This is a genomic window from Pseudomonas pharyngis, from assembly GCF_021602345.1.
GTDB classification, from domain to species: Bacteria; Pseudomonadota; Gammaproteobacteria; order Pseudomonadales; family Pseudomonadaceae; genus Aquipseudomonas; species Aquipseudomonas pharyngis.
On sequence record NZ_BQID01000006.1, the window covers coordinates 18,528 to 38,220 of the forward strand.

The window sequence follows — 19,693 nt, forward strand, 5'->3', positions numbered from 1 at the left end:
GGGGTAGAGAATCATGCCTAATTCAAGAAACTCGAACTCGGGAAACTTCGCCAACGATAAGACCAAGGCGTCTGAAGCCGGTCGCAAAGGTGGGAAAACCACCACCACGACGGTCGATAAAGAGCCTAAAACCGAGATGGGCCGCAAGCCTGCTCAAAAGTCGAAGTAGTCGGTGAAGGTTGTTTTGATTGAGAGGCGGGGGCGCAAGCTCCCGCTTGAATCTGCAAAGAAGGAGGGCGCGACCATGAGCCGGATGGCCACCCGAGTACGCCACATCAGTTTTGTCAGCCTGCTGGGGTTGTTCGCCAGCAGCGCGTTTGCCCAGTCGCCTGCCGACTTCATCAATGAGGCCTCGGCCAAAGGCATGGCCGACATTGAGGCCAGTCGTCTGGCGCACAGCAAGGCCGAGTCCAAAGAGGTCAAGGATTACACCATCGTCGTCATCAACGACCGCACAACCGCCAACCAGCATCTGGCGAAAATCGCCAAGAAACTGGACCTGCCGGTGGCGCCCCGCGAAGAAGTTGCCGACAAGGCCAAAGCGCTGATGCCCGAAGTCAAAGAAGGCGCCAGCTTCGATCAGGCCTACGCCGCCAGCCAGGTCAAAGCCACGGAAGAGGCCATTCAGCAGATCCAGCAGGAGGCTCAGACCACCGACGTGCCGGAGATCAAGGCGTTTGCCGACGAGACCCTGCCAAAACTGCAGAGTCATCTGGAAATGGCCCGAGCCCTTCAGGCTAGTCGCTGAATCCGCAGCAATGAAAACGGCGCTTTTTTAGCGCCGTTTTTTTTGCCTTTCAGCATTCATTCAGATCCTGCTTCGGCTTGCTCTTGTCCCCCAGACCTTCCAGGTCAAACACCTCATTCTCACCCATCGCCCGGTAATGCCGGCGCAGGGCCTCCAGCTGCTTGAGATCCAGCGACTCCAGCCCGAGCATTGCGTTCTGCGCCTCCTTGTTCACCCGCAGCAGTTCATCGAGTTTCAAATGCAGGATGTCGGTATCGCGGTTCTGGGTGTTCTGGATCAGGAACACCATCAGGAACGTGATGATCGTGGTCGAGGTGTTGATGATCAGTTGCCAGGTGTCGTTGTAATCGAAAATCGGCCCGCTCAACCCCCAGAGCCCGATCAGAATCAACGCCCCCATGAACGTCTTGGGGCTGCCGGCCCAGAGGGCGAGCTTCTGGGAGATTTTTGCGAATTTCATGGCCGTTTTCCTTGTGGGGGGAGCTTGAAATTCAGACATCGGAGGGGGGCGGAAAATTCTACTTACAGAGACTTGCGGTCTTTGAAACTTGACTGTTCCAGGTCACGGTTTTGAACCCTTTTAGAAGTGGGAACTTTCTTTGTATGGGTTTGCGTCTAGGATGAAATGGCAGTCAATTTGCCAGCATGCGAGTGCACGGATAGAAACCCAGTCAGAGGCCGCTCATGGAATTCTTCGAAAAGTTAGCCAGTCTTGCCGCCAAAGTCCGGTTGCAGAGCGCTGCAATCCAGACGGAAGAAGCGACAAAAAATGCGTTTGTCATGCCTTTCATCAGTACTGTTCTGGGTTACGACGTGTTCGACCCGACAGAGGTGACGCCGGAATTTGTTTGCGATGTCGGTACGAAGAAGGGCGAAAAAATCGATTACGCCATCATGAAAGAGGGCGAAGTGCAGATCCTCATCGAGTGCAAGAAAATCGGCGAGCCACTGCACATCAATCACGCCTCGCAACTGTTCCGTTATTTCCACGTAACCAGCGCTCGAATCTCCATCCTCACCAACGGCCAGGTCTACAAGTTCTTCACTGACCTGGATGCGCCGAACAAAATGGATGAAAAACCCTTCCTTGAACTGGACCTTCTGGACATTGATGAATATTCGGTGCCAGAACTTATCAAGCTCACCAAGTCTGCGTTCGACGTTGATTCGATCATCAACGCGGCGGGTGAGCTGAAGTACGTCAGCCAGATCAAAAAAGTTATCGCCTCGCAAGTCAGCAAGCCGGATGACGATTTCGTCAAAGTGTTTGCTTCGCGAGTCTACGACGGAGTCATTACGCAGAAGGTGCGGGATCAGTTTCACGAACTGACGAGAAAAGCGGTCGTTCAATTTCTCAATGACCAGATCAATGACCGCCTCAAGTCGGCCATGAGTGGTGCGATCCAGCCGGCGCTAGCGTCTATTCCGGCCGCGTCCGGAGGGACGGATCCGGTAGATCCCCGTGATGAGTCCGACGATAAGGTTTTGACCACTCTGGAGGAACTGGAGGGGTATCACATTGTTCGTGCATTGGTTCGATCCGTGGTCGATGCCAAACGAATCGTTCAGCGCGATACACAGAGCTACTTTGGCATCCTGCTGGACGATAACAACCGAAAGCCGATTTGCCGCCTGCATTTCAACCGTTCGCAGAAGTACATTGGCATTTTCGACGAGGAGAAAAACGAAACTCGCCATCCCATTAATTCCGTGGATGATATCTACGAGTATTCAGATCAGTTGAAAAAGACCGTGGGCTATTACGACTAGTGTGAGACTTTCCAAAAAACCGGCCATCGGCCGGTTTTTTTATGCAAGTAAAGTCCACGAAAAAAGACGCTCGCCGCCGTCACGTCTTAAGTCGGATAGGGAATGCGCAGGGAGTCGATGTATCGTAGCGAACCACTGCAAAAGTCCTTACAGGAGAACGCAATGACCTGGTCCGCCAAGCAATACGTCACTTTCGAAGGTGAACGCACCCGCCCGGCCCGCGACTTGCTGGCGGCAATTCCCACGCCCGAGGCGCGTTCCGTGGTGGATATCGGGTGTGGTCCGGGCAACTCCACCGAGTTGCTGGTGGAGCGTTTTCCGGGCGCGAAAGTGCAGGGGCTCGACAGTTCGCCGGACATGATCGATGCCGCGCGCAAGCGCCTGCCGCAGTTGCAGTTCGCGGTGGCGGACATCGATAAATGGGCCGATGAAGGGCCGTTCGATGTGATCTTTGCCAACGCTGTTTTGCAGTGGGTGCCGGATCACGCGACGTTGTTGCCGGCACTGGCGGGAAAGTTGGCGCAGGGTGGCAGTCTGGCGATTCAGATGCCGGACAACCTCAACGAGCCGTCCCATCGGTTGATGCGTGAAGTGGCGGCCAACGGGCCGTGGGCCAGCAAACTGGCGGGCGCGGCGGGCCAGCGGACCGAGATGGCGGATGCCAGCGCTTATTTCTCGATGCTGCGGCCGCATTGCGCGCGGGTCGATGTGTGGCGCACGACGTATCACCATCAGTTGGTGGGCGGCGCCTCGGGTGTTGTCGAGTGGTTCAAGGGCAGTGGTTTGATTCCGTTCCTCAGTCCGTTGACGGAAGCGGAGCGGGCTGAGTATCTGGCGCACTATCTGGCGGAGGTCGCGAAGGCTTATCCGGCGCTGGCGGATGGTTCGGTGCTGTTGCCGTTTCCACGGTTGTTCATTGTCGCCACACGTTGATACGAAATAGGGCCGATTTGATCGGCCCTTTCTTTACGGTCAGCGCTGTACAGCGACCAGCATCATCATCGGCCGCTCGCGTTCTTCGGCGAGGGCCGGTTGCGCGGCCACGTCTGCATCGCTCGGGCCCCATTCGTTGACGTGTTGAATCGTGAACCCGGCGTCGATCAGTGTGTTGAGCAAAGTCCCGACCGTACGATGCTGCTTGATCACACCATCGGCCAGCCAGTTGGTCACCCGTTCGCCTTCCCTCTGATAACTGTCCAGCGGCCAGCGCTTGTTGCCCTCGCTGTCGATCAGCCAGCCCGGATTGCGCGGCGCCATGAAGATCGGGTGCTCGATGGAAAACACAAAATGCGCACCGGGTTTAAGCGCCGTATGCAGTTTGGCAAACAGCCCTGACAGATCCTTGATGTAGTGCAGCGCCAGTGAGCTGTAGGCCAGATCGTAAGTGCACGCAGGCAAGTCGAGGTGTTCCAGGTCGGCACGTTCGTAGCGGATGTTCGCGGCCCAGGTGGTTTCCTTCGCCCGTTCGAGCATTTTCTCCGAGACATCCAGCCCCAGCACTTGGGCAGCGCCGTGTTCGCTGGCCCAGCGGCAGAACCAGCCGTAGCCGCAGCCCAGATCCACCACCTGCAAACCGTGCAGGGAGGGCAACAAGGCTTTCAGCGCCGGCCATTCCGGCGCAGCATCGAGGCCGCCGATGGAGCGGTTCATCTGGCTGTAGCCGTGGAAAAATTCGGGGTCGTCGTAGATGTTCTGGGTCATGGATTTGCTGCTCATTTGAATTTGATTTGGGTGGCTCGCAGGCCACGGTTTTGAATCCCTCGAAACGTGATGGCGCGTATTCGTCGATGGCCGCGCAGGGGGAGGGTGGTGGGCGATGGGGAAATGCTAGCGGGTCGTGGCGAGTGTGAGAACCGGGGGAGTGTTGGGGATCTGTAAACGTGGTTTTTCGATTCGGGATGTTTAAAGAGTTGGCCCTGTTTACTGAACCTTCCCACACGGTTTTCAGGTTGTCCGTCGGAAGTGCGGGCTCTAGCCTGTGAGGGTCGCTGATGAATCGGCGATCGGGATTGGAACCCCGGCGACTTCCCAAAAAAGCAAAAGCAGCTTTCATGACGTATGCTTGCCCGCCTTCATGGTGTGCACTCTGTTATGGCGGCTGTGCGCGAGAGACTTCGAGTCTGTCGGGCTTTTGGCTTTTTTCGCCCGGGTTCCAACTCGCGTACAGCTGCCACCTCTTCGATTGGAACCGAGTAGGTCAGCTCCACTATCGACCAGAAAGAAGCCATTATGAAGAAGCCAACCCCGAATCCCCCAGAAGTCGAAACCGACCCTACATCCCCCTACACCTCAGTCGACTCCAGAAAACTCCACGACGCCGCCAACCGGGCCCTCGATCACTACCTCTGCCCCGGCGCTCATGTCATGGGCACGACCAACCAGCCCGACCCGATGTACTTCGCCAACCCGGCCTACGACACCGAATCCCTGCTGGCCAACGCCAGCGAATCACTGGGCTCGGCATCCGAGATGCTCAACAACTTCGCCGCCACCCTCGACCCCACCCACCGCAGAACCGCGATAGGCATTGCGCAACTGGTGATGCTGGGGGAATTGGCGGTGAATCAGGCGCTGGATCATGTTGAGGTGAAGAGTTAACTGCGTTGATGCAATGTTTCAGAAGGCATAAAAAAACCGGCTCAGTGAGCCGGTTTTTCTTTACGAAGGTTGTTTCGTATAAATCTTCAAGGTGCGCAGGGCTCCAACTGATCGACATCGGTGCCACTGCCAGCGCCACGGTCAACCTCGCCATTGCTCCCGATATGAATTTTAGTCGTGGGCCATTTCGGGGTGATCCTGATGCAATGATTTTGCCCGGAATTACGCCAATCAAACTCCATAAAAAAGTCATCATCGGAAAACAGATGCCCTGGTCCGCCCGTAGACTCTCCGGGGGCAAGGTTTCCGCGAAAGATCTCATTTTGCGTATTCAGCACAAACCTCAAATCACCTGTGCCTTCTTTCGAGAAATCAATCTCGACGCGTGGCACTGCGACGTACCAAACCAGATACGTCAACACCACAAGAATAAGTAACCGCATAACGAGATAGAGCGGGTGTCGCTTACTTGCATTCGTGGACACGGACTACATCTCCCCATGTCCTGGCAATGAAAAAACGTGTTTATCGCCCAAGCGTGCGGAAGAAAGCATGAGTCGTCCTTGTTGAGTACGTCCGTTAACCCCAAGCGTCCTCTTGGGCGTGCGAATGCTAGCGGAATCTCAAGAACTGATCGCTGGGAAACGTCTGAAAACATGGCGAGCATCACGCCATTTTTGTGTGCGGCGAGAGATTACTCACGAACTCAACATACGCAACGCAGCCGAAGCCAAAAATGCGGAACGACTCTTTTCCTCCGGATGCTGGCTGACGTGAAGGTCTATGCGGCTCAACAAGTAGCCTGGGAGTGTGATGTTGACCTTTTGCGTATTCCCCAGGCACTGACTGATGTCCACATCCACCAACGCCCATACGCAGTTTTCAAACCTCGGATCGGAAACATGGTTACTGACCTTGCTGGCGGCAGGTATCACGGCACCGCCCTCAGCGAGAATCGCGATGTGGGTTTCTATCGCCTCTTTGGCCATTTCCAGCGCATGGTTCTGATCGTTTCCGGCGGAGAAGCAACCGGGGAGATCTGGTACTTCAACCCCCCATGTTGAGTCGCCGTCGCTGGGAGATATTGCGATTGGATAAAGCATGTGGATTATTTTCCTTGAGGCCTAACGCTTCGGTATAAGAGCGCTCACGACATGAGTGCCTGATTGTCAGGAGCGTAAGCGCAGCCGGGGGGAATTCAATCAACGTGTTGTTTCTGAATGGTTCAAAACTAGCTTGCGTGTCATTAGACAACAGGCCTCAAAAAACGGCCATCTACGCCGGTCTACTGAACTTCTCCCCTGTAATGATCCGCGCGAGACTCTCGTATTCTTTTCGTGAAAAAGTTGAGAACCACGCCAACGTCAGAATGAAAAAGCCCGGCACTTGGCCGGGCAATTTTTGAATCCACTAACGTGATCAGTCTTGCTTTTCACGTGCAGCCAGCATCACTTCATTCTGTTTTTTGGTGGCTTCAGTCAGCACTTCACTGTAAACGCGCTTCTTTTCTTCCGATTTCGCATTACGAATGAAGTCTGCGAATGGACTCGTGTACTCCTTTTGGGGGCCGGGTTTCATGGAAGACATGGGGTTGCTCCGTGATTTATCCCAAGCATAACCATTAGGTCATACCTCGTATGCTTATCTGGCGGCTAAACATAAGGAGGAATAGCGTAACTGCAATCAACGGTGTGTTTCTGAATTGTTCTTTGCCGAACAAGCAGTTGACCTCAAAACGCAGACACAAAAAAACCGGCCATCAAGGCCGGTTTTTCTGTTTCCGCATCCCCCGTCAAACCACGACGCAGGACATAAATTCGATTGGAGCGGGTGAAGGGAATCGAACCCTCGTTATCAGCTTGGGAAGCTGGAGTAATGCCATTATACGACACCCGCTCAGAGCGGCTGACTTTGTACCAGACTCGGCCACGGATTTGAAGTTTTCTTTGCACGCGAACTACGGAAAGTCTTGAAACAGAGCCGAAATCGGTCAATCGCGGGCAAGCGCTGCGGGCTGGAGGACGGCTGAATCTCAGGCTCGCAGGCTTGCTCGCGACGACACTGTTTCAAATGGCCAATGCATGGTGATCCTGGACAAACTGGTAACGCGTTCGGCTGGCCTGTTGCGCCGGTTTCAGGAAACCGAGCAGGGCGTTCTGGCTGTCCCGGCAGGCGGATTTGTGTTCCATGTCGAGGAAGTGCCCGGTGGCCTGAAGGGTGGTGAAGGTGCTCTGCGCGACGTGGTTGCCGAACAGTCGGGCGTCTTCGGCGGCGGTGTATTCGTCCCATTCGCCGTTCAGGAACAGCACCGGTACGTTGATTTTCTTCGCCGCGTTCAAATAGCACTGACGGTCGCTGTGCAGCACGTCGTTGATGTGGAAATGCATCTGCCCGTATTCGTGCTCAGCGAGGCTGCTGACGTGGCGATAGTTGAAGCGCTTGAACAGCGACGGCAGGTGTTTGCCGATGGTGTCGTTGACGAGGTGCCCGACTCGGTCGCCGTCGCGTTTGCCGAGGCATTCGACGCCGCGTTCGAGGTAATCAAGCATGTGCGCGTTGATTACTGGCGAGAACGAGCTGATCACGGCTTTTTCAATGCGCCGAGGCTGACGGGCGAGGGCGACCATGGTCGCGGCGCCACCCCAGGAGAACGACAGCACGTGTTCGGCCGCGAAGTGATCGATCAGCTCCAGCAGGATCAGACCTTCGACTTCTTTCGTCAGATGTTTCTCGTGGCGGTTGTGGACTTTCGACTTACCCGCGTAGGGCTGGTCGTAGCAGACCACGTTGAATTGCGGGTGCAGATTTTTCACGGTTTGTGCAAACGACGCAGTCGTGGCCATCGAGCCGTTGACCAGGATGATGGTCTTTTCTGCGGCGTCTGCGCGATAGAACTCCGTGTAAACCCGATACTGACCCTGTATATCCAGCACAGCGATTTCTGGCCTCATGTCATAAGACTCCTGGCAAGCAAGCGGGTATGCGCGCAAATGAGATTGCACGAGCTTTGTGACAGGTAGGCATATGCCTGGAATTTTGTGGCCCATGTCGATCCGGTACGGCAGGTCGACGGGTGTTGTTATTGGCGGGCAGTCTGCCGGCTGAGGCGCAGCCTTGATGGGCTGTCTACCGACAAAAAGTTTCTTGGATGTTATGTGTGACTCATCGGTCACAATTTGGCCGACGACCTGATTCAAGCAGGGGGATCCGGATCGCGCAAGTGCCGTTGGTAAATTGTTCGACAACTTCTGCTGAGCGGTCGGCTGCTTAGAACAAATGAATCTCTTCGGTGCGCAAAGCGCGGTACTCGCCCGGTTTTAGCGCGTGATCGAGCGGCAGCGGGCCCATGGATTCGCGGTGCAGGCGCAGCACTTTGTTGTTGAAGTGGCCGAACATGCGCTTCACCTGATGGTAACGACCTTCGACGATGCTCAACCGCGCAGTTCGCGGGCCGAGCACTTGCAGCTGCGCCGGTTGGGTGGTCAGGTCTTCGAAGGCGAAGTAGATCCCTTCAGCGAACTTGATCGCATATTCCGGGCCGATCTCCTGTTCGGTCTCGACGTAATAGACCTTCGGCAGTTTGGTCTGCGGCTGGGTCAGGCGCCGCGACCAGCTGCCGTCGTTGGTGATCAGCATCAGCCCGGTGGTGTTGAAATCCAGGCGCCCGGCGATGTGCAGGTCGTCCTTGTCCGGCTCGTGGATCAGGTCGAGCACGGTCGGATGCTCGGGATCGCGGGTGGCGCTGACGCAGCCTTGCGGTTTGTTCAGCATGAAGTAGCGCGCCGGTTTGCCGGGTTGCAGCACTTCGTCGTCGACCTCCACGCGGCTGAACTCCAGGACTTCGCTGTGGGGATCGCTGACGACTTTTCCGTCAATGCGCACGCGCTTTTCCACCAGCAACAGGCGAACCTGCTTGCGGTTGTAGCGGGGCAGGTTACTCAGGAAACGGTCGACACGCATGATCAGCAATCGGCAGGAAGCGGGGCGCGCATCTTACGGGATCGACGGCCTGGCCGCTTGCAGTTGCGCCTCGACCTGGGCGCAGCGCGGGCACAGGCAGGACTTGTCGCGCAGTTCCGCCGGCAGGGCTTCGAGCACTGCCGGATCGATGGAAACGCCGTAGCACCAGCAGGCGCGGTCGGCGGTGCGCGGGTCGGCCAGGGTGCAGTCGTTGCGGGCGCCGCAGGCCGGGCAGAGGTCAGGTGTGTTCTTGGCGTCAGGCATAGGTCGAGTGAGGCATTTCCACGCAGGTGCGGTTACGGCCGGTCTGTTTGGCCCGGTACATTGCATGATCGGCCCGGGACAGCAGACTGTGCAAGGTGTCATCCGGTTGCAGGGTGGTGGCGCCGATGCTGACCGTCAGATTCAGGGTGTGACCGTTGTAGGCATATTCATGCTGTTCGACGTGCTGGCGGATCTTCTCGGCAATCTTCTGACCGGTCTCGCCATCGGTGTCCTTCAGCAGCACGATAAATTCCTCACCGCCCCAACGGCAGACAATGTCGGAATGTCGCAGGCAACTTTGCAGATCCCGGGCAAAGCCGATCAATACCTGATCGCCGGCCATGTGCCCGTAGGTGTCGTTCAAGGCCTTGAAGTGATCCAGATCCAGCAGCAGCGCGGTCAGCGGTTTCGGCTCACGGTGCGCTTCGTGCAGCGCTTGCACGGCGAGCAGGTCGAAGCCGCGGCGGTTGGGCAGTTCGGTGAGGCTGTCGAGGGTGGCCTGGGCGTGGATTTTTTCCTGATAGCGGCGGATCAAGCGGTTGACCAGGGCCAGCACGATCAACGTCACCAGCAGGCAGATCAGCAAGTTGAGGTACAGCGACTGGCGGATTTCGCTCAGCGCGCCGTCTTCGCGTTTGTCGACGAACAGGTACCAGTTCAACTCTGGAATAAACCGCACGTTGAGGAAATGCCCCTGGCCATGGGTGGAATATTCATAGCTGCCGCTGTGGGGTTTGGGCAATTGGCTGACCAGGCCTTTCATGCTGTCGAGGTCGGTCAGGCTTTTCCCGACCCGCGCACCTTCCGGCCCGCCCTCGGCGCCGGTCAGCACCAGTCGGCCGAAGGTGTCGACGAAGTACACACTGCGTTGATAGCGCTGCTGGTACTTGTCGATCAGCTTGATCACCGCATCCACTGTCAGCCCCACGCCAGCGGCGCCGATGAAGCGATTGTTGTAGTCGTAGACCTTGTAGTTGATGAAGAAGGTCATGTTGTCTTTGTTGGCCAGGTCCGGGTCGACGTTGATCTCGTACGGATCCTTCATGTCGCGCACGCGGAAGTACCAGGCATCGCGCGGCTCGTCGATCTTTACCTGCTTGAGCACACCTTTGGCGTGGTAGTAAGTGTGGGTGCTGTTGGAGACGAAAAACGCGGTGTAGGCGCCGTAGTGGGTCATGACCTCGTCGAGGTAGCGGGTCATCTGGTCGCTGTCTTTCTCGCCGTTCACTACCCAGTCGCGCATGAAGGTGTCGCGGGACATCATCGAGGAAATCAGGATCGGTCTGACGAGGTCTTTCTGGATTTCCGAGTACACCGTGTCGGAGGTCAGCGGCAGTTCGGTGTTGACGATGTTGTCGCGGATCGACGCCCGTGAGGCGTAGTAGCTGAGCAGCGAGGTGGCGAGGAAACCTGCGCCGAGCAGGGCGACCAGGGTCAGGACCAGCGAACGTTGGGAGTGAAACGCAGATCTGAGCGGCATTGGCAATTCCGTTGACAGTGACCCGATGGGCAGCATTCTAGTGGCACGGCGGGGAAAAGACTGCGGGATTTGTGCCTGAAATGCGGGGGGATCAGCCGGGCAGGGGTGTCTGGAGAATGGCTCACTCATCCAGCCCCCTCCCGGAACGAGAGGAGGCCGGTTTTCGAATCAGTTTCCGGTTTGCAGATACGCGCGCCACCCACCCAAATGGCTGATATCGATTGCACCTTCCAGGCCGTAGGGTTCGCAGATGAAACCGCTCTCCCAGCGGCCGTCCGCCAGTTGTACCTTGCCCAGACCCAGCGGCGCCGGGATGCCGGTCAGGAACGAGCCCAGCTCACGGCTCGGCAATTCCCAGACTTCCACCTCGATGGCCACGCCACCTTCGGCCACGCGCAGCATCCCCGGACGCAACGGTGGGCCGCCGGCCAGGGCATAGAGTTTGTAGTCCTTCGAGCTGTAGGTGGCCTCGATCAGGCGTGCGTCGCGCTGGCGCAGTTGCCAGTTCAGGGCCAGACCGTCCAGGTGCGCACCGCAGACCACCAATCGTGCACGGTCATGGCGCGCCGGGTTGTTTGGCGTCGGCAGCCCGGGATCCTGGTGGCGCTGCAAGGCATCGGCCACTCCCAGCAGATACTGATCGGTAAACGCCCGGCCAAACAGCGTCACACCCCACGGCAGCCCGTTGTCCATGAAACCGCTGGGCACGGCGACGGCGGCGTAATCAAGCAGGTTCATGAAGTTGGTGTAGTAGCCCAGTTCGGAATTGCGCAGCACCGGTTCGGCGTCGAGTTCCGCCAGCGTCACCGGGCGGCCGATAGTGGGCGTGAGCACGCAGTCGAGTCCTTCCAGCGCTTTATCGCAAACGGCTTTCAGCGCTTGCAGGCGGTATTGCGCGCGGAACGTCTGCACGCCGCTGACGGCCGGTGCTTTGGCCAGCACCGCGCGGATCACCGGCAGCACTGCTTCGGGATTTTCTTCCATCAACTCGCCGGCCACGCTGTAGCGCTCGGCCACCCACGGCCCTTCATAGAGCAACCGCGCCGCTTCGAGGAACGGCGACAGGTCTAGCTCGACAGCCTCACCCCCCGCAGCCTTGAGCCGGTCGATGGCATCGCCGAACAGCCGCGGGCCTTCCTCACAGCCGAAAAATTCCAGGTCTTGCGCACGCGGTACACCGAAGCGAAACGGCCGTGGTACGCCGAACGCGGTGCCGTCGTTCCATAACGGATTGCAGCGGCTGTATTCGTCCCGTGGATCGAGGCGCGCGCTCAGCGCCAGTAGCTGACTGGCTTCCCGCGCCGTTGCGGTGAACGTGGTGACGCAGTCCAGCGTGCGACAGGCAGGCAGCACGCCGGCGGTGGAGATCAGGCCTTTGCTGGCTTTCAGACCCACCAGGTTGTTCAGCGCCGCCGGCACCCGGCCGGAGCCGGCGGTGTCGGTGCCGAGGGCAAAACTGGCAACGCCGAGCGCCACCGCCAGCGACGAACCGGCGCTGGAGCCGCCCGACGGATATTCCGGCAACACGCTGTTCGGGCAGGCGCCGTAAGGCGAACGGCTGCCGTTTAGGCCGGTGGCGAACTGGTCGAGGTTGGTCTTGCCCAGCGGGATCGCCCCCAGCGCCAGCAGTTGCTCGACGATGGTCGCCGAACGCTCAGGCACATAGGCGAACGCCGGGCACGCGGCGGTGGTGGGAATGCCGGCGAGGTCGATGTTGTCCTTGATCGCGAACGGCACGCCATACAACGGCAGGCTGTCGAGGTCGCGACCGTCGAGGGCGGCCAGATACGGTTCCAATTCTTCGACGCTGAGCAAGTGGATGAACAGGTGATAGTCCGGGTTCAGCGCCGCCGCTTTGTCCCGCAGCGCCAGCAGCAGTTGCCGCGGTGTGGTGTCGCCATTGCGGTAGGCCTGGCGCAGGGCATCGAGTTGCAGATTCATGGGTTGATCCTTTGGCAAATGGTTTCAGTCGAGTTCCAGCACCACGACCCGTTGTCCGGCACGCACCGCCGATCCCGGCTGCACGCGAATGTCCTGTACCACCCCGGCCATGGGCGCGAGGACGGGGATTTCCATCTTCATCGACTCCAGAATCACCAGCACATCACCGGCCGCCACGCGACTGCCGACCTCGACCTGCACCTGCCAGAGGTTGCCGGCAATGTGGCTGTCGATACTCTGCTGGCCGCTGGTCAGCGGTGTGTCTTCGCTGCTGTCCGGCACGGCTTCTTCGCTGTCGAAGTGCGCCTGACCACTGGCGATCCAGCGTTCACGCTCAGCCTGGAAGGCACCCTGTTGCTGCGTCCGGAAAGTGTCGATGCTCTTGGCTTCGCGTTGCAGAAAGGCCTGGTAGTCGGCGAGGTTGAGCTGGCTGTGTTCGATGTTCAGCTCGAAGCGGCCGAGGGGAAAGTCGCGGCGGATGCGCAGCAGTTCTTCGGCGCTGACCGGGTAGAAACGGATCTGATCGAAAAACCGCAGCAGCCACGGCTTGCCGTCGAACGCGGCGACTTCGCGATAGCGGTTCCACATCTGCAAGGTGCGCCCGACGAACTGATAACCGCCCGGGCCTTCCATGCCGTACACGCACATGTAGGCGCCGCCGATGCCCACCGAGTTCTCGGCGGTCCAGGTGCGTGCCGGGTTGTACTTGGTGGTCACCAGCCGATGGCGCGGGTCGAGCGGGGTGGCGACCGGCGCACCAAGGTAGACATCACCGAGGCCCATCACCAGATAGCTCGCGTCGAACACCGTGCGTTGCACCTCGTCGAGGTTCGGCAGGTCGTTGATGCGGCGGATGAACTCCAGGTTGCTCGGGCACCACGGCGCGTCCTTGCGCACGGTGGTCATGTATTTCTCGATCGCCAACTGGCAGGCCGGATCGTCCCACGACAGCGGCAGATGGACGATGCGCGACGGTACTTGCAAGTCCTGGGCGGCGCACACCGCATCCCATTCACCGGCGACGATGCCGAGCAGATCGGCCAGCGGCAATTGTTCGGGCTGGTAGTGGATCTGCAACGAACGAATGCCCGGTGTCAGGTCAATCACGCCGTGCAGGTTTTTGCCTTCCAGCGCTTGCATCAGGGCATGGGCGCGAAAGCGCAGGACCAGATCCAGTTCCGGCGCGCCGATTTCCAGCAGCAGATGGGTATCGCCGGACACACGCCCGACCAGCCGCTTGTCGTCCTGACCCAACTCCAGAACCACAGGCGAAACCAGACCCTGTGGGAGCTGGCCTGCCAGCGATGAAGGTGACGCGGTGTCTGCTCGGGCCCCATCGCTGGCAAGCCGGCTCCCACAGGTATCCCAATTGAGGGCGAGGTTGCGGGCAGTCTTGAGATCGACCGGTTCAAACTGCACCTTATCCCCGGCCTTCAGTTGCCCGAGCTGCCAGAGGTCCGCTTCGATCACCGTCACCGGGCACACGAAACCGCCAAGGCTCGGGCCGTCCGGACCGAGGATCACTGGCATGTCGCCGGTGAAGTCCACGGCGCCGATGGCGTAGGGATTGTCGTGGATGTTCGACGGATGCAGCCCGGCCTCGCCGCCGTCGGCGCGCACCCATTCCGGTTTCGGCCCGATCAGGCGCACGCCGGTGCGGCTGGAGTTGAAGTGCACTTCCCAGTGCGTGGCGAAGAACGTGTCGATGTAGTGTTCGGTGAAATATTCCGGCGCGCCGTGGGGGCCGTAGATCACCCGGATCCGGCGCACGGCGGGCAATTCGCTGACGTGATGCGGGGCCAGGGTCTGCCCGGCGCTGCGGTTGCTCAGTGGGGCCAGGTGCAACACGTCCCCGGCGCGCAGAGCGCGCCCGCCATGACCGCCGAACTGACCAAGGGTGAAGGTGCTTTTGCTGCCCAGATAATCCGGCACCTGCAGGCCGCCGCGCAGACAAAGGTAGCTGCGGGCGCCAGCGTCGAGCAAACCGCCGAGATGTAACTGGCTGCCTGCCTCGATCAACAGCGCGGTGTTCATCGGCACCGCTTCGCCGTCGAGTGTCAGCGTCAACGGCGCCCCGGTCACCGCCACCACCGCGTCGCAATTGAAGCGCAGCAGCGGCCCGTTCATGGTGATTTCCAGTGCCGCCGCGCCTTCGGCATTGCCCAGCAAGCGATTGCCCAGACGCAACGCGCGGCTGTCCATCGGCCCCGAGGGTGGCACGCCCACCGCCCAGTAGCCGAGGCGACCGGGGTAGTCCTGGACGCTGGTCTGGGTGCCGGCGCTCAGCACTTCGAAGGTGTTGGCCCGGTACACCAGGCCTTCCAGGCAACGGGTCCACGGCTCGCCGCTGGCAAACGGCGCATCGAGCAGAATCTGCCGCAGGTAGTCGCGATTGGTTTCCACGCCGTACAGCAGGCTGTCGCCGAGGGCCTGGTGCAGTTCGGCGCGGGCCTGTTCGCGGGTCGGCGCCCAGCTGATGACTTTGGCGATCATCGGATCGAAGTAGGGCGGGATCTCGCAACCGGCCTCGACCCAGGTGTCGATGCGCAGTTGAATGCCGTTGGCCGCAGGAAACTCTACAGCGGTCAACAGCCCCGGACTCGGCTGGAAATCGCGCCCCGGATCCTCCGCATACAGCCGCGCCTGAATCGCGTGGCCGTCCGGTTTCAGGCCCTCAAACAATGTGCTCAGCGGCGGCAGATCTCCCGCCGCCAGTTCAATCATCCAGCGCACCAGATCAACGCCCCACACCTGTTCGGTGACGCCGTGCTCAACCTGCAACCGGGTGTTCACTTCCAGAAAATAGAAGCGCTGCGCATCGCTGTCGAAGACGAATTCGACGGTGCCTGCGCTGCGGTAATTCACCGCTTTGGCCAGTTTGATCGCCGCCGCGCACAGCTCATCCGCCATGCCGTCGGGCAGGTTCGGCGCCGGGGTTTCCTCGAGGACTTTCTGGTTGCGCCGCTGCACCGAGCAGTCGCGCACGCCAAGGGCGATCACTTCGCCATGGCCGTCGCCGAACACCTGAACCTCCAGATGCCGCGCACGCTGGATGTACTTCTCGATGAACACCCCGGCGTCGCTGAAGTTGTTCTGCCCGAGGCGCTTCACCGCCTCGAACGACTCGCTCAGTTCGCTGGCGTTACGGCACACGCGCATGCCGATGCCACCGCCACCGGCGGTGCTTTTGAGCATCACCGGATAACCGACCTCTGCGCCGGCAGTCAGCGCGGCGTCGAGGCTGTCGAGCAGTTCGGTGCCTTCGAGCATCGGCACGCCGTGCTGTTTGGCCAAGGCGCGGGCGGTGTGCTTGAGGCCAAACACCCGCAGCTGTTCCGGAGTCGGGCCAATGAAGGCAACGCCGTGGTTTGCGCAGGCTTCGGCGAATGCGGCGTTTTCCGAGAGGAAGCCGTAGCCGGGATGGATCGCTGTGGCGCCAGTGGCTTTGGCGATGGCGAGGATCTTTTCGACGGCCAGATAAGTGCCGGCCGCTGCGCCTTCACCGAGGCTGTGGGCTTCGTCCGCTTGCAGGATGTGCAGGCTGGCGGCATCGGCTTCGGAGTACACCGCGACGCCTTCGACGTGCAGTTCACGCAAGGTGCGCAGAATGCGGCAGGCAATCGCGCCACGGTTGGCAATCAGGACTTTTTCGAACATGGCAAAACCCCTGAAGGGGATGCGGGCCGTCCCGCAGTTTTTCGATGAGCGCCGGGGTCGTCCCCGACGGCAAAATCACAATTTCGAAAGTCACCATTGACCTTGTGGGAGCGGGCTTGCCCGCGATGGCGGTGTGTCAGTCATCATCAATATTGGCTGTGCCGACGCCATCGCTGGCAAGCCAGCTCCCACAGGGTTCAGGGGTGTTTTGGGGATTTCAGACACTGGCCGGAACGGGCCTGGCACAGGGCGAAAAGCCAACGGCGCAGATGGGCGAATGTCAGTTCCATACCAGCAGCTCCGCAGGCGTCGGGTTGTAGGCGTTGCACGGGTTGTTCAGTTGCGGGCAGTTGGAGATCAGCACGATCACGTCCATCTCGGCGCGCAGGTCGACGTATTTGCCGGGGGCGGAAATGCCGTCCTCGAAGGTCAGGCCGCCGTCGGCGGTCACGGGCACGTTCATGAAGAAATTGATGTTCGGCCCGATGTCACCTTTGCCCAGGCGCCCGTCGTGGGCGCAGGCACGCAGGTAGTTATCGCGGCAGCTGTGCATGTAGCGTTTTTCCAGGGCGTAGCGCACGGTGTTGCTCTCTTGCGCGCAGGCGCCGCCGAGGGTGTCGTGGCGGCCGCAGGTGTCGGCGATGATGGTCAGCATCGGTTTGCCAAGGTTGGAATACAGCACGCTGCCGGTGCTCAGGTAGACGTTGTTTTGTCGGCGCAATGTGCGTTGCACGTCGTAGCGTTCACGGGGATTGGCGAGGCTGTAGAACAGCGTATCGACCGCCTGGTTGCCCTCAAGGTCGAGGATGCGCAGGGTCTGGCCGGCCTTGACCTCCATCAGCCAGGGTTCGCCGGCCGGGATGGTGGCGCGGTACACCGCAGCGTCGGGTTGTTTTTGCGAAGTGGCGATAGCAACTGACATGGCGATGATCCTCAGGCGAACAAACGGTCGGTGTTGATAAAGCCGCGCTCGTTCTCCGGGCGCGAGGTACGGCAGTGTTCGGCGACGCTGGCGTCGGCGTTCATCCAGCTCAGCTTCAGCGGTTTTGGCGCGTAGTTGGGCGACGGGTCCATCGGGTGTTGCAGGGCAGTGAGGACGACGAGGGTGTCCATCGGCGCGTACAGCTCGATGTAGTCGCCGGCCTTCGAATGGCCTTCGACGAAATGGAATCGCCCGGCTTCATCGACGTTGACCCGGCTGAACAGGTTGAGGGTCATCAGCAGGTCGGACAGGCCCAGGCCCCACTTGCCCAGTTCTACCAGCAGGTTGTCGGTGCCGTTGCGAAAGAAGCCGTTGCGCAGTTCCTGATAGCGGCCCTGGCCGTATTTTTCCGCGACCTCTTCAGCGCACAGCACACCGCCGAGGCTGTCGCTCCAGCCGCAGGTGTCGGCGGTGATTGCCGCCAGCACCCGACCCATGTCCGAGTACAGGCAATGGCCGGTGGTGAGCTTGGCGGTGTGTTGGCACTTGAGGCTGTCGGGCAGGTTCAGGCGCTCGGTTTTCTCGTTGGCGTTGAGCAGGGTCAGGCTGACGTTGGCACCGCCGCGCAGGTCGGTCAGGCGCAGCAACTGGCCGCGTTTAAGGACGAAGGAACGGTGACCGCCACCGGGCAGGGTTTCTTCGGCGAAGGGTGGAAACAGTTGGGTCGAATCAGTCATGGGAGCAGTCCTCTCAGGCAATACGAAGCGTGCCGGCCAACGCGGCGGGCAGGGCGTCGACGGCGGCGCGTTGGGCGCGGCGGTCGCTGTTCAAAGGGATGTCGTAGGTGATGCGGGCGCCATAGGCGCCGGGGGCGTGCGGGTCGAGGCGGACCTTGTCGAACACCAGCAGGCGGGTGCCGAGGCTGAAACCTTCGGACAGGTCGTGGGTGACCATGAACACGGTCAGTTGCGTCTCGCGCCACAGCTCCAGCAGCAGGGCGTGCATGTCCTTGCGGATGCCCGGATCGAGGGCGCCGAACGGTTCGTCCAGCAGCAACACCCGCGGTTTCATGATCAGCGCCTGGGCGATCGCCAGCCGCTGTTGCATGCCGCCGGAGAGCTGCGCGGGGTACTTGTCCAGCGCATGGCCGAGGCCGACTTTGTGCAGCAGCGCCGAAGCCTGTTCGCGGGCGTCTTTTTTCGCGCTGCCGAACAAGCGCCCGAGCAGTGGCGCCCGGGGCAGTTCGAGGCCGAGGGCGACGTTGTCCAGTACGCTCAGGTGCGGGAACACCGAGTAGCGCTGGAACACCACGCCACGGCTGGCATCCGGCTCTCGGGCCAGCGGCTGGCCGTCGAGCAGAATCTCGCCGCGACTGGCAGTTTCCTGCCCCAGCAGCAGGCGCAGGAAGGTCGACTTGCCGCAGCCCGAAGCACCGACCAGCGTGCAGAACTCGCCCTCGTTGACGTTGAGGTTCAAGCCTTCGAGCACCACTTGGTCGGCGTATTGCTGCCAGACGTTTTTCACCGTGATGAAGCTCATTTGGCGGCCCCCTCATACCAGGGAAATGCCCGACGGGTCAGGTATTTGAGGCCCCAATCCATCAGCCAGGCGAGCAGGGTGATCCAGACCACGTACGGCAGGATCACGTCCATCGCCAGGTAACGGCGCACCAGGAAAATCCGGTAGCCCAGACCGTCGGTGGAGGCGATGGCTTCGGCGGCGATCAGGAACAGCCACGCCGAACCGAGCATCAGCCGCAGCGAGATCAGCAGACGCGGCAACAGTTGCGGCAGCACCACACGCAGCATCAATGTCCAGGTCGAGGCGCCGAGGGTCTGCGCCTTGATCAGCAGTTCGACGGGGATGTCCCGGGCGCGCTGTTCCAGATCACGGGCGAGGGCCGGGGTGATGCCGATCACGATCAGCATCACTTTCGACAGCTCGCCGAGGCCGAAGACGATGAACAGGATCGGCAGGATCGCCAGCGGTGGCACCATCGATAACACCGTCAGCATCGGCGACAACGGTGCGCCGAACAGCGGCAGGGTGCCGGCGGCCATGCCCAGGCATAACCCGGCCAGTGCGGCGATGCCGAGGCCGATGGCCAGGCGTCGCAGGCTCGACGCGGTGTCTTGCCAGAGCAGGTATTCACCGGTGCGGCTGTCGGCGTTGAAGGCCAGGCGTTTCACCGCGTCGGTCATCTGCACCGCGCTGGGCAGCAGTTTGTCGTTGGGATTGTCCGCCAGGCGCTCGGCCGAGCCCATGAAATAGGCGAACAGCACCAGGGCGAACGGCAGGATCACCAGCAACAGGCGACTCGGGCGATCCGGGTGGCGATTGATCAGGCGCATGG

The 19,693-nt window shown here is 60.2% G+C and carries 20 protein-coding genes and 1 tRNA gene; 5 read left to right on the forward strand and 16 right to left on the reverse strand.

The window, feature by feature from the left end:
- The first annotated feature begins 13 nt into the window (after positions 1-13).
- Positions 14-169: a KGG domain-containing protein gene (locus L6D74_RS13830; RefSeq protein ID WP_074691067.1), complete on the forward strand. Its 156-nt coding sequence runs from the start codon at positions 14-16 to the stop codon at positions 167-169.
- A 75-nt stretch (positions 170-244) separates the two neighbouring features.
- Positions 245-748: a DUF4142 domain-containing protein gene (locus tag L6D74_RS13835; protein WP_064594055.1), complete on the forward strand. Its 504-nt coding sequence runs from the start codon at positions 245-247 to the stop codon at positions 746-748.
- A 49-nt stretch (positions 749-797) separates the two neighbouring features.
- Here L6D74_RS13835 and L6D74_RS13840 read toward each other — a convergent pair whose 3' ends face one another.
- Positions 798-1,208 carry a low affinity iron permease family protein gene (locus tag L6D74_RS13840; protein ID WP_039772727.1) on the reverse strand — a complete coding sequence of 137 codons (411 nt, stop codon included), beginning with the start codon at positions 1,206-1,208 and terminating at the stop codon, positions 798-800.
- Positions 1,209-1,432: 224 nt separating this feature from the next.
- On the opposite strand from L6D74_RS13840, the gene L6D74_RS13845 reads away from it, so the two are divergent.
- Positions 1,433-2,518 carry a type I restriction endonuclease gene (locus tag L6D74_RS13845; RefSeq protein ID WP_236189551.1) on the forward strand — a complete coding sequence of 362 codons (1,086 nt, stop codon included), beginning with the start codon at positions 1,433-1,435 and terminating at the stop codon, positions 2,516-2,518.
- A 162-nt stretch (positions 2,519-2,680) separates the two neighbouring features.
- Positions 2,681-3,451, forward strand: a complete 771-nt coding sequence (gene tam, locus L6D74_RS13850) for a trans-aconitate 2-methyltransferase (RefSeq protein ID WP_236189552.1) — start codon at positions 2,681-2,683, stop codon at positions 3,449-3,451.
- A gap of 39 nt (positions 3,452-3,490) precedes the next feature.
- On the opposite strand, the gene L6D74_RS13855 is transcribed toward tam, so the two are convergent.
- Entirely contained in the window at positions 3,491-4,219 is a 729-nt protein-coding gene (locus L6D74_RS13855; RefSeq protein WP_236189553.1) for a class I SAM-dependent methyltransferase, read from the reverse strand.
- 528 nt (positions 4,220-4,747) lie between these two features.
- On the opposite strand from L6D74_RS13855, the gene L6D74_RS13860 reads away from it, so the two are divergent.
- Entirely contained in the window at positions 4,748-5,116 is a 369-nt protein-coding gene (locus L6D74_RS13860; protein WP_236189554.1) for a DUF6124 family protein, read from the forward strand.
- Between the two features lie 86 nt (positions 5,117-5,202).
- Here the strand turns inward: L6D74_RS13860 and L6D74_RS13865 are convergent, their stop codons facing one another.
- The 14 genes from L6D74_RS13865 to L6D74_RS13930 all read right to left on the reverse strand — a co-directional run bounded on the left by L6D74_RS13865 (position 5,203) and on the right by L6D74_RS13930 (position 19,691).
- Entirely contained in the window at positions 5,203-5,601 is a 399-nt protein-coding gene (locus tag L6D74_RS13865) for a hypothetical protein (RefSeq protein WP_085648620.1), read from the reverse strand.
- A gap of 213 nt (positions 5,602-5,814) precedes the next feature.
- Positions 5,815-6,219 carry a type II toxin-antitoxin system HicB family antitoxin gene (locus L6D74_RS13870; RefSeq protein WP_236189555.1) on the reverse strand — a complete coding sequence of 135 codons (405 nt, stop codon included), beginning with the start codon at positions 6,217-6,219 and terminating at the stop codon, positions 5,815-5,817.
- Between the two features lie 316 nt (positions 6,220-6,535).
- Positions 6,536-6,703 (reverse strand): hypothetical protein, encoded by a 168-nt coding sequence (locus L6D74_RS13875; protein ID WP_178076167.1) that lies wholly within the window; start codon positions 6,701-6,703, stop codon positions 6,536-6,538.
- A 235-nt stretch (positions 6,704-6,938) separates the two neighbouring features.
- A tRNA-Gly gene (locus L6D74_RS13880) sits at positions 6,939-7,012 on the reverse strand.
- Positions 7,013-7,182: 170 nt separating this feature from the next.
- Positions 7,183-8,067: an alpha/beta fold hydrolase gene (locus L6D74_RS13885; RefSeq protein WP_236189557.1), complete on the reverse strand. Its 885-nt coding sequence runs from the start codon at positions 8,065-8,067 to the stop codon at positions 7,183-7,185.
- Positions 8,068-8,383: 316 nt separating this feature from the next.
- Positions 8,384-9,076, reverse strand: a complete 693-nt coding sequence (locus tag L6D74_RS13890; RefSeq protein ID WP_236189558.1) for a pseudouridine synthase — start codon at positions 9,074-9,076, stop codon at positions 8,384-8,386.
- A gap of 33 nt (positions 9,077-9,109) precedes the next feature.
- A complete protein-coding gene (locus L6D74_RS13895) occupies positions 9,110-9,340 on the reverse strand; it encodes a cysteine-rich CWC family protein (protein WP_039772720.1) in 231 nt (76 codons plus the stop codon).
- Positions 9,333-10,820, reverse strand: a complete 1,488-nt coding sequence (locus L6D74_RS13900; protein ID WP_236189559.1) for a sensor domain-containing diguanylate cyclase — start codon at positions 10,818-10,820, stop codon at positions 9,333-9,335. Before L6D74_RS13900 ends, L6D74_RS13895 begins: the two co-directional genes overlap by 8 nt.
- A 168-nt stretch (positions 10,821-10,988) precedes the next feature.
- Positions 10,989-12,761, reverse strand: a complete 1,773-nt coding sequence (gene atzF / locus L6D74_RS13905) for an allophanate hydrolase (protein ID WP_236189560.1) — start codon at positions 12,759-12,761, stop codon at positions 10,989-10,991.
- 24 nt (positions 12,762-12,785) lie between these two features.
- Positions 12,786-16,418 (reverse strand): urea carboxylase, encoded by a 3,633-nt coding sequence (gene uca / locus L6D74_RS13910; RefSeq protein WP_236189561.1) that lies wholly within the window; start codon positions 16,416-16,418, stop codon positions 12,786-12,788.
- A 280-nt stretch (positions 16,419-16,698) separates the two neighbouring features.
- Positions 16,699-17,340 (reverse strand): urea amidolyase associated protein UAAP2, encoded by a 642-nt coding sequence (locus L6D74_RS13915; RefSeq protein ID WP_236189562.1) that lies wholly within the window; start codon positions 17,338-17,340, stop codon positions 16,699-16,701.
- 11 nt (positions 17,341-17,351) lie between these two features.
- A complete protein-coding gene (locus tag L6D74_RS13920) occupies positions 17,352-18,077 on the reverse strand; it encodes an urea amidolyase associated protein UAAP1 (RefSeq protein WP_236189563.1) in 726 nt (241 codons plus the stop codon).
- A 13-nt stretch (positions 18,078-18,090) separates the two neighbouring features.
- Positions 18,091-18,879: an ABC transporter ATP-binding protein gene (locus tag L6D74_RS13925; RefSeq protein WP_236189564.1), complete on the reverse strand. Its 789-nt coding sequence runs from the start codon at positions 18,877-18,879 to the stop codon at positions 18,091-18,093.
- Positions 18,876-19,691, reverse strand: coding sequence for an ABC transporter permease (locus L6D74_RS13930; protein ID WP_085611623.1), 816 nt, complete (start codon positions 19,689-19,691; stop codon positions 18,876-18,878). The genes L6D74_RS13925 and L6D74_RS13930 overlap by 4 nt, the downstream gene beginning before the upstream one ends.
- Between the last annotated feature and the right edge of the window lie 2 nt (positions 19,692-19,693).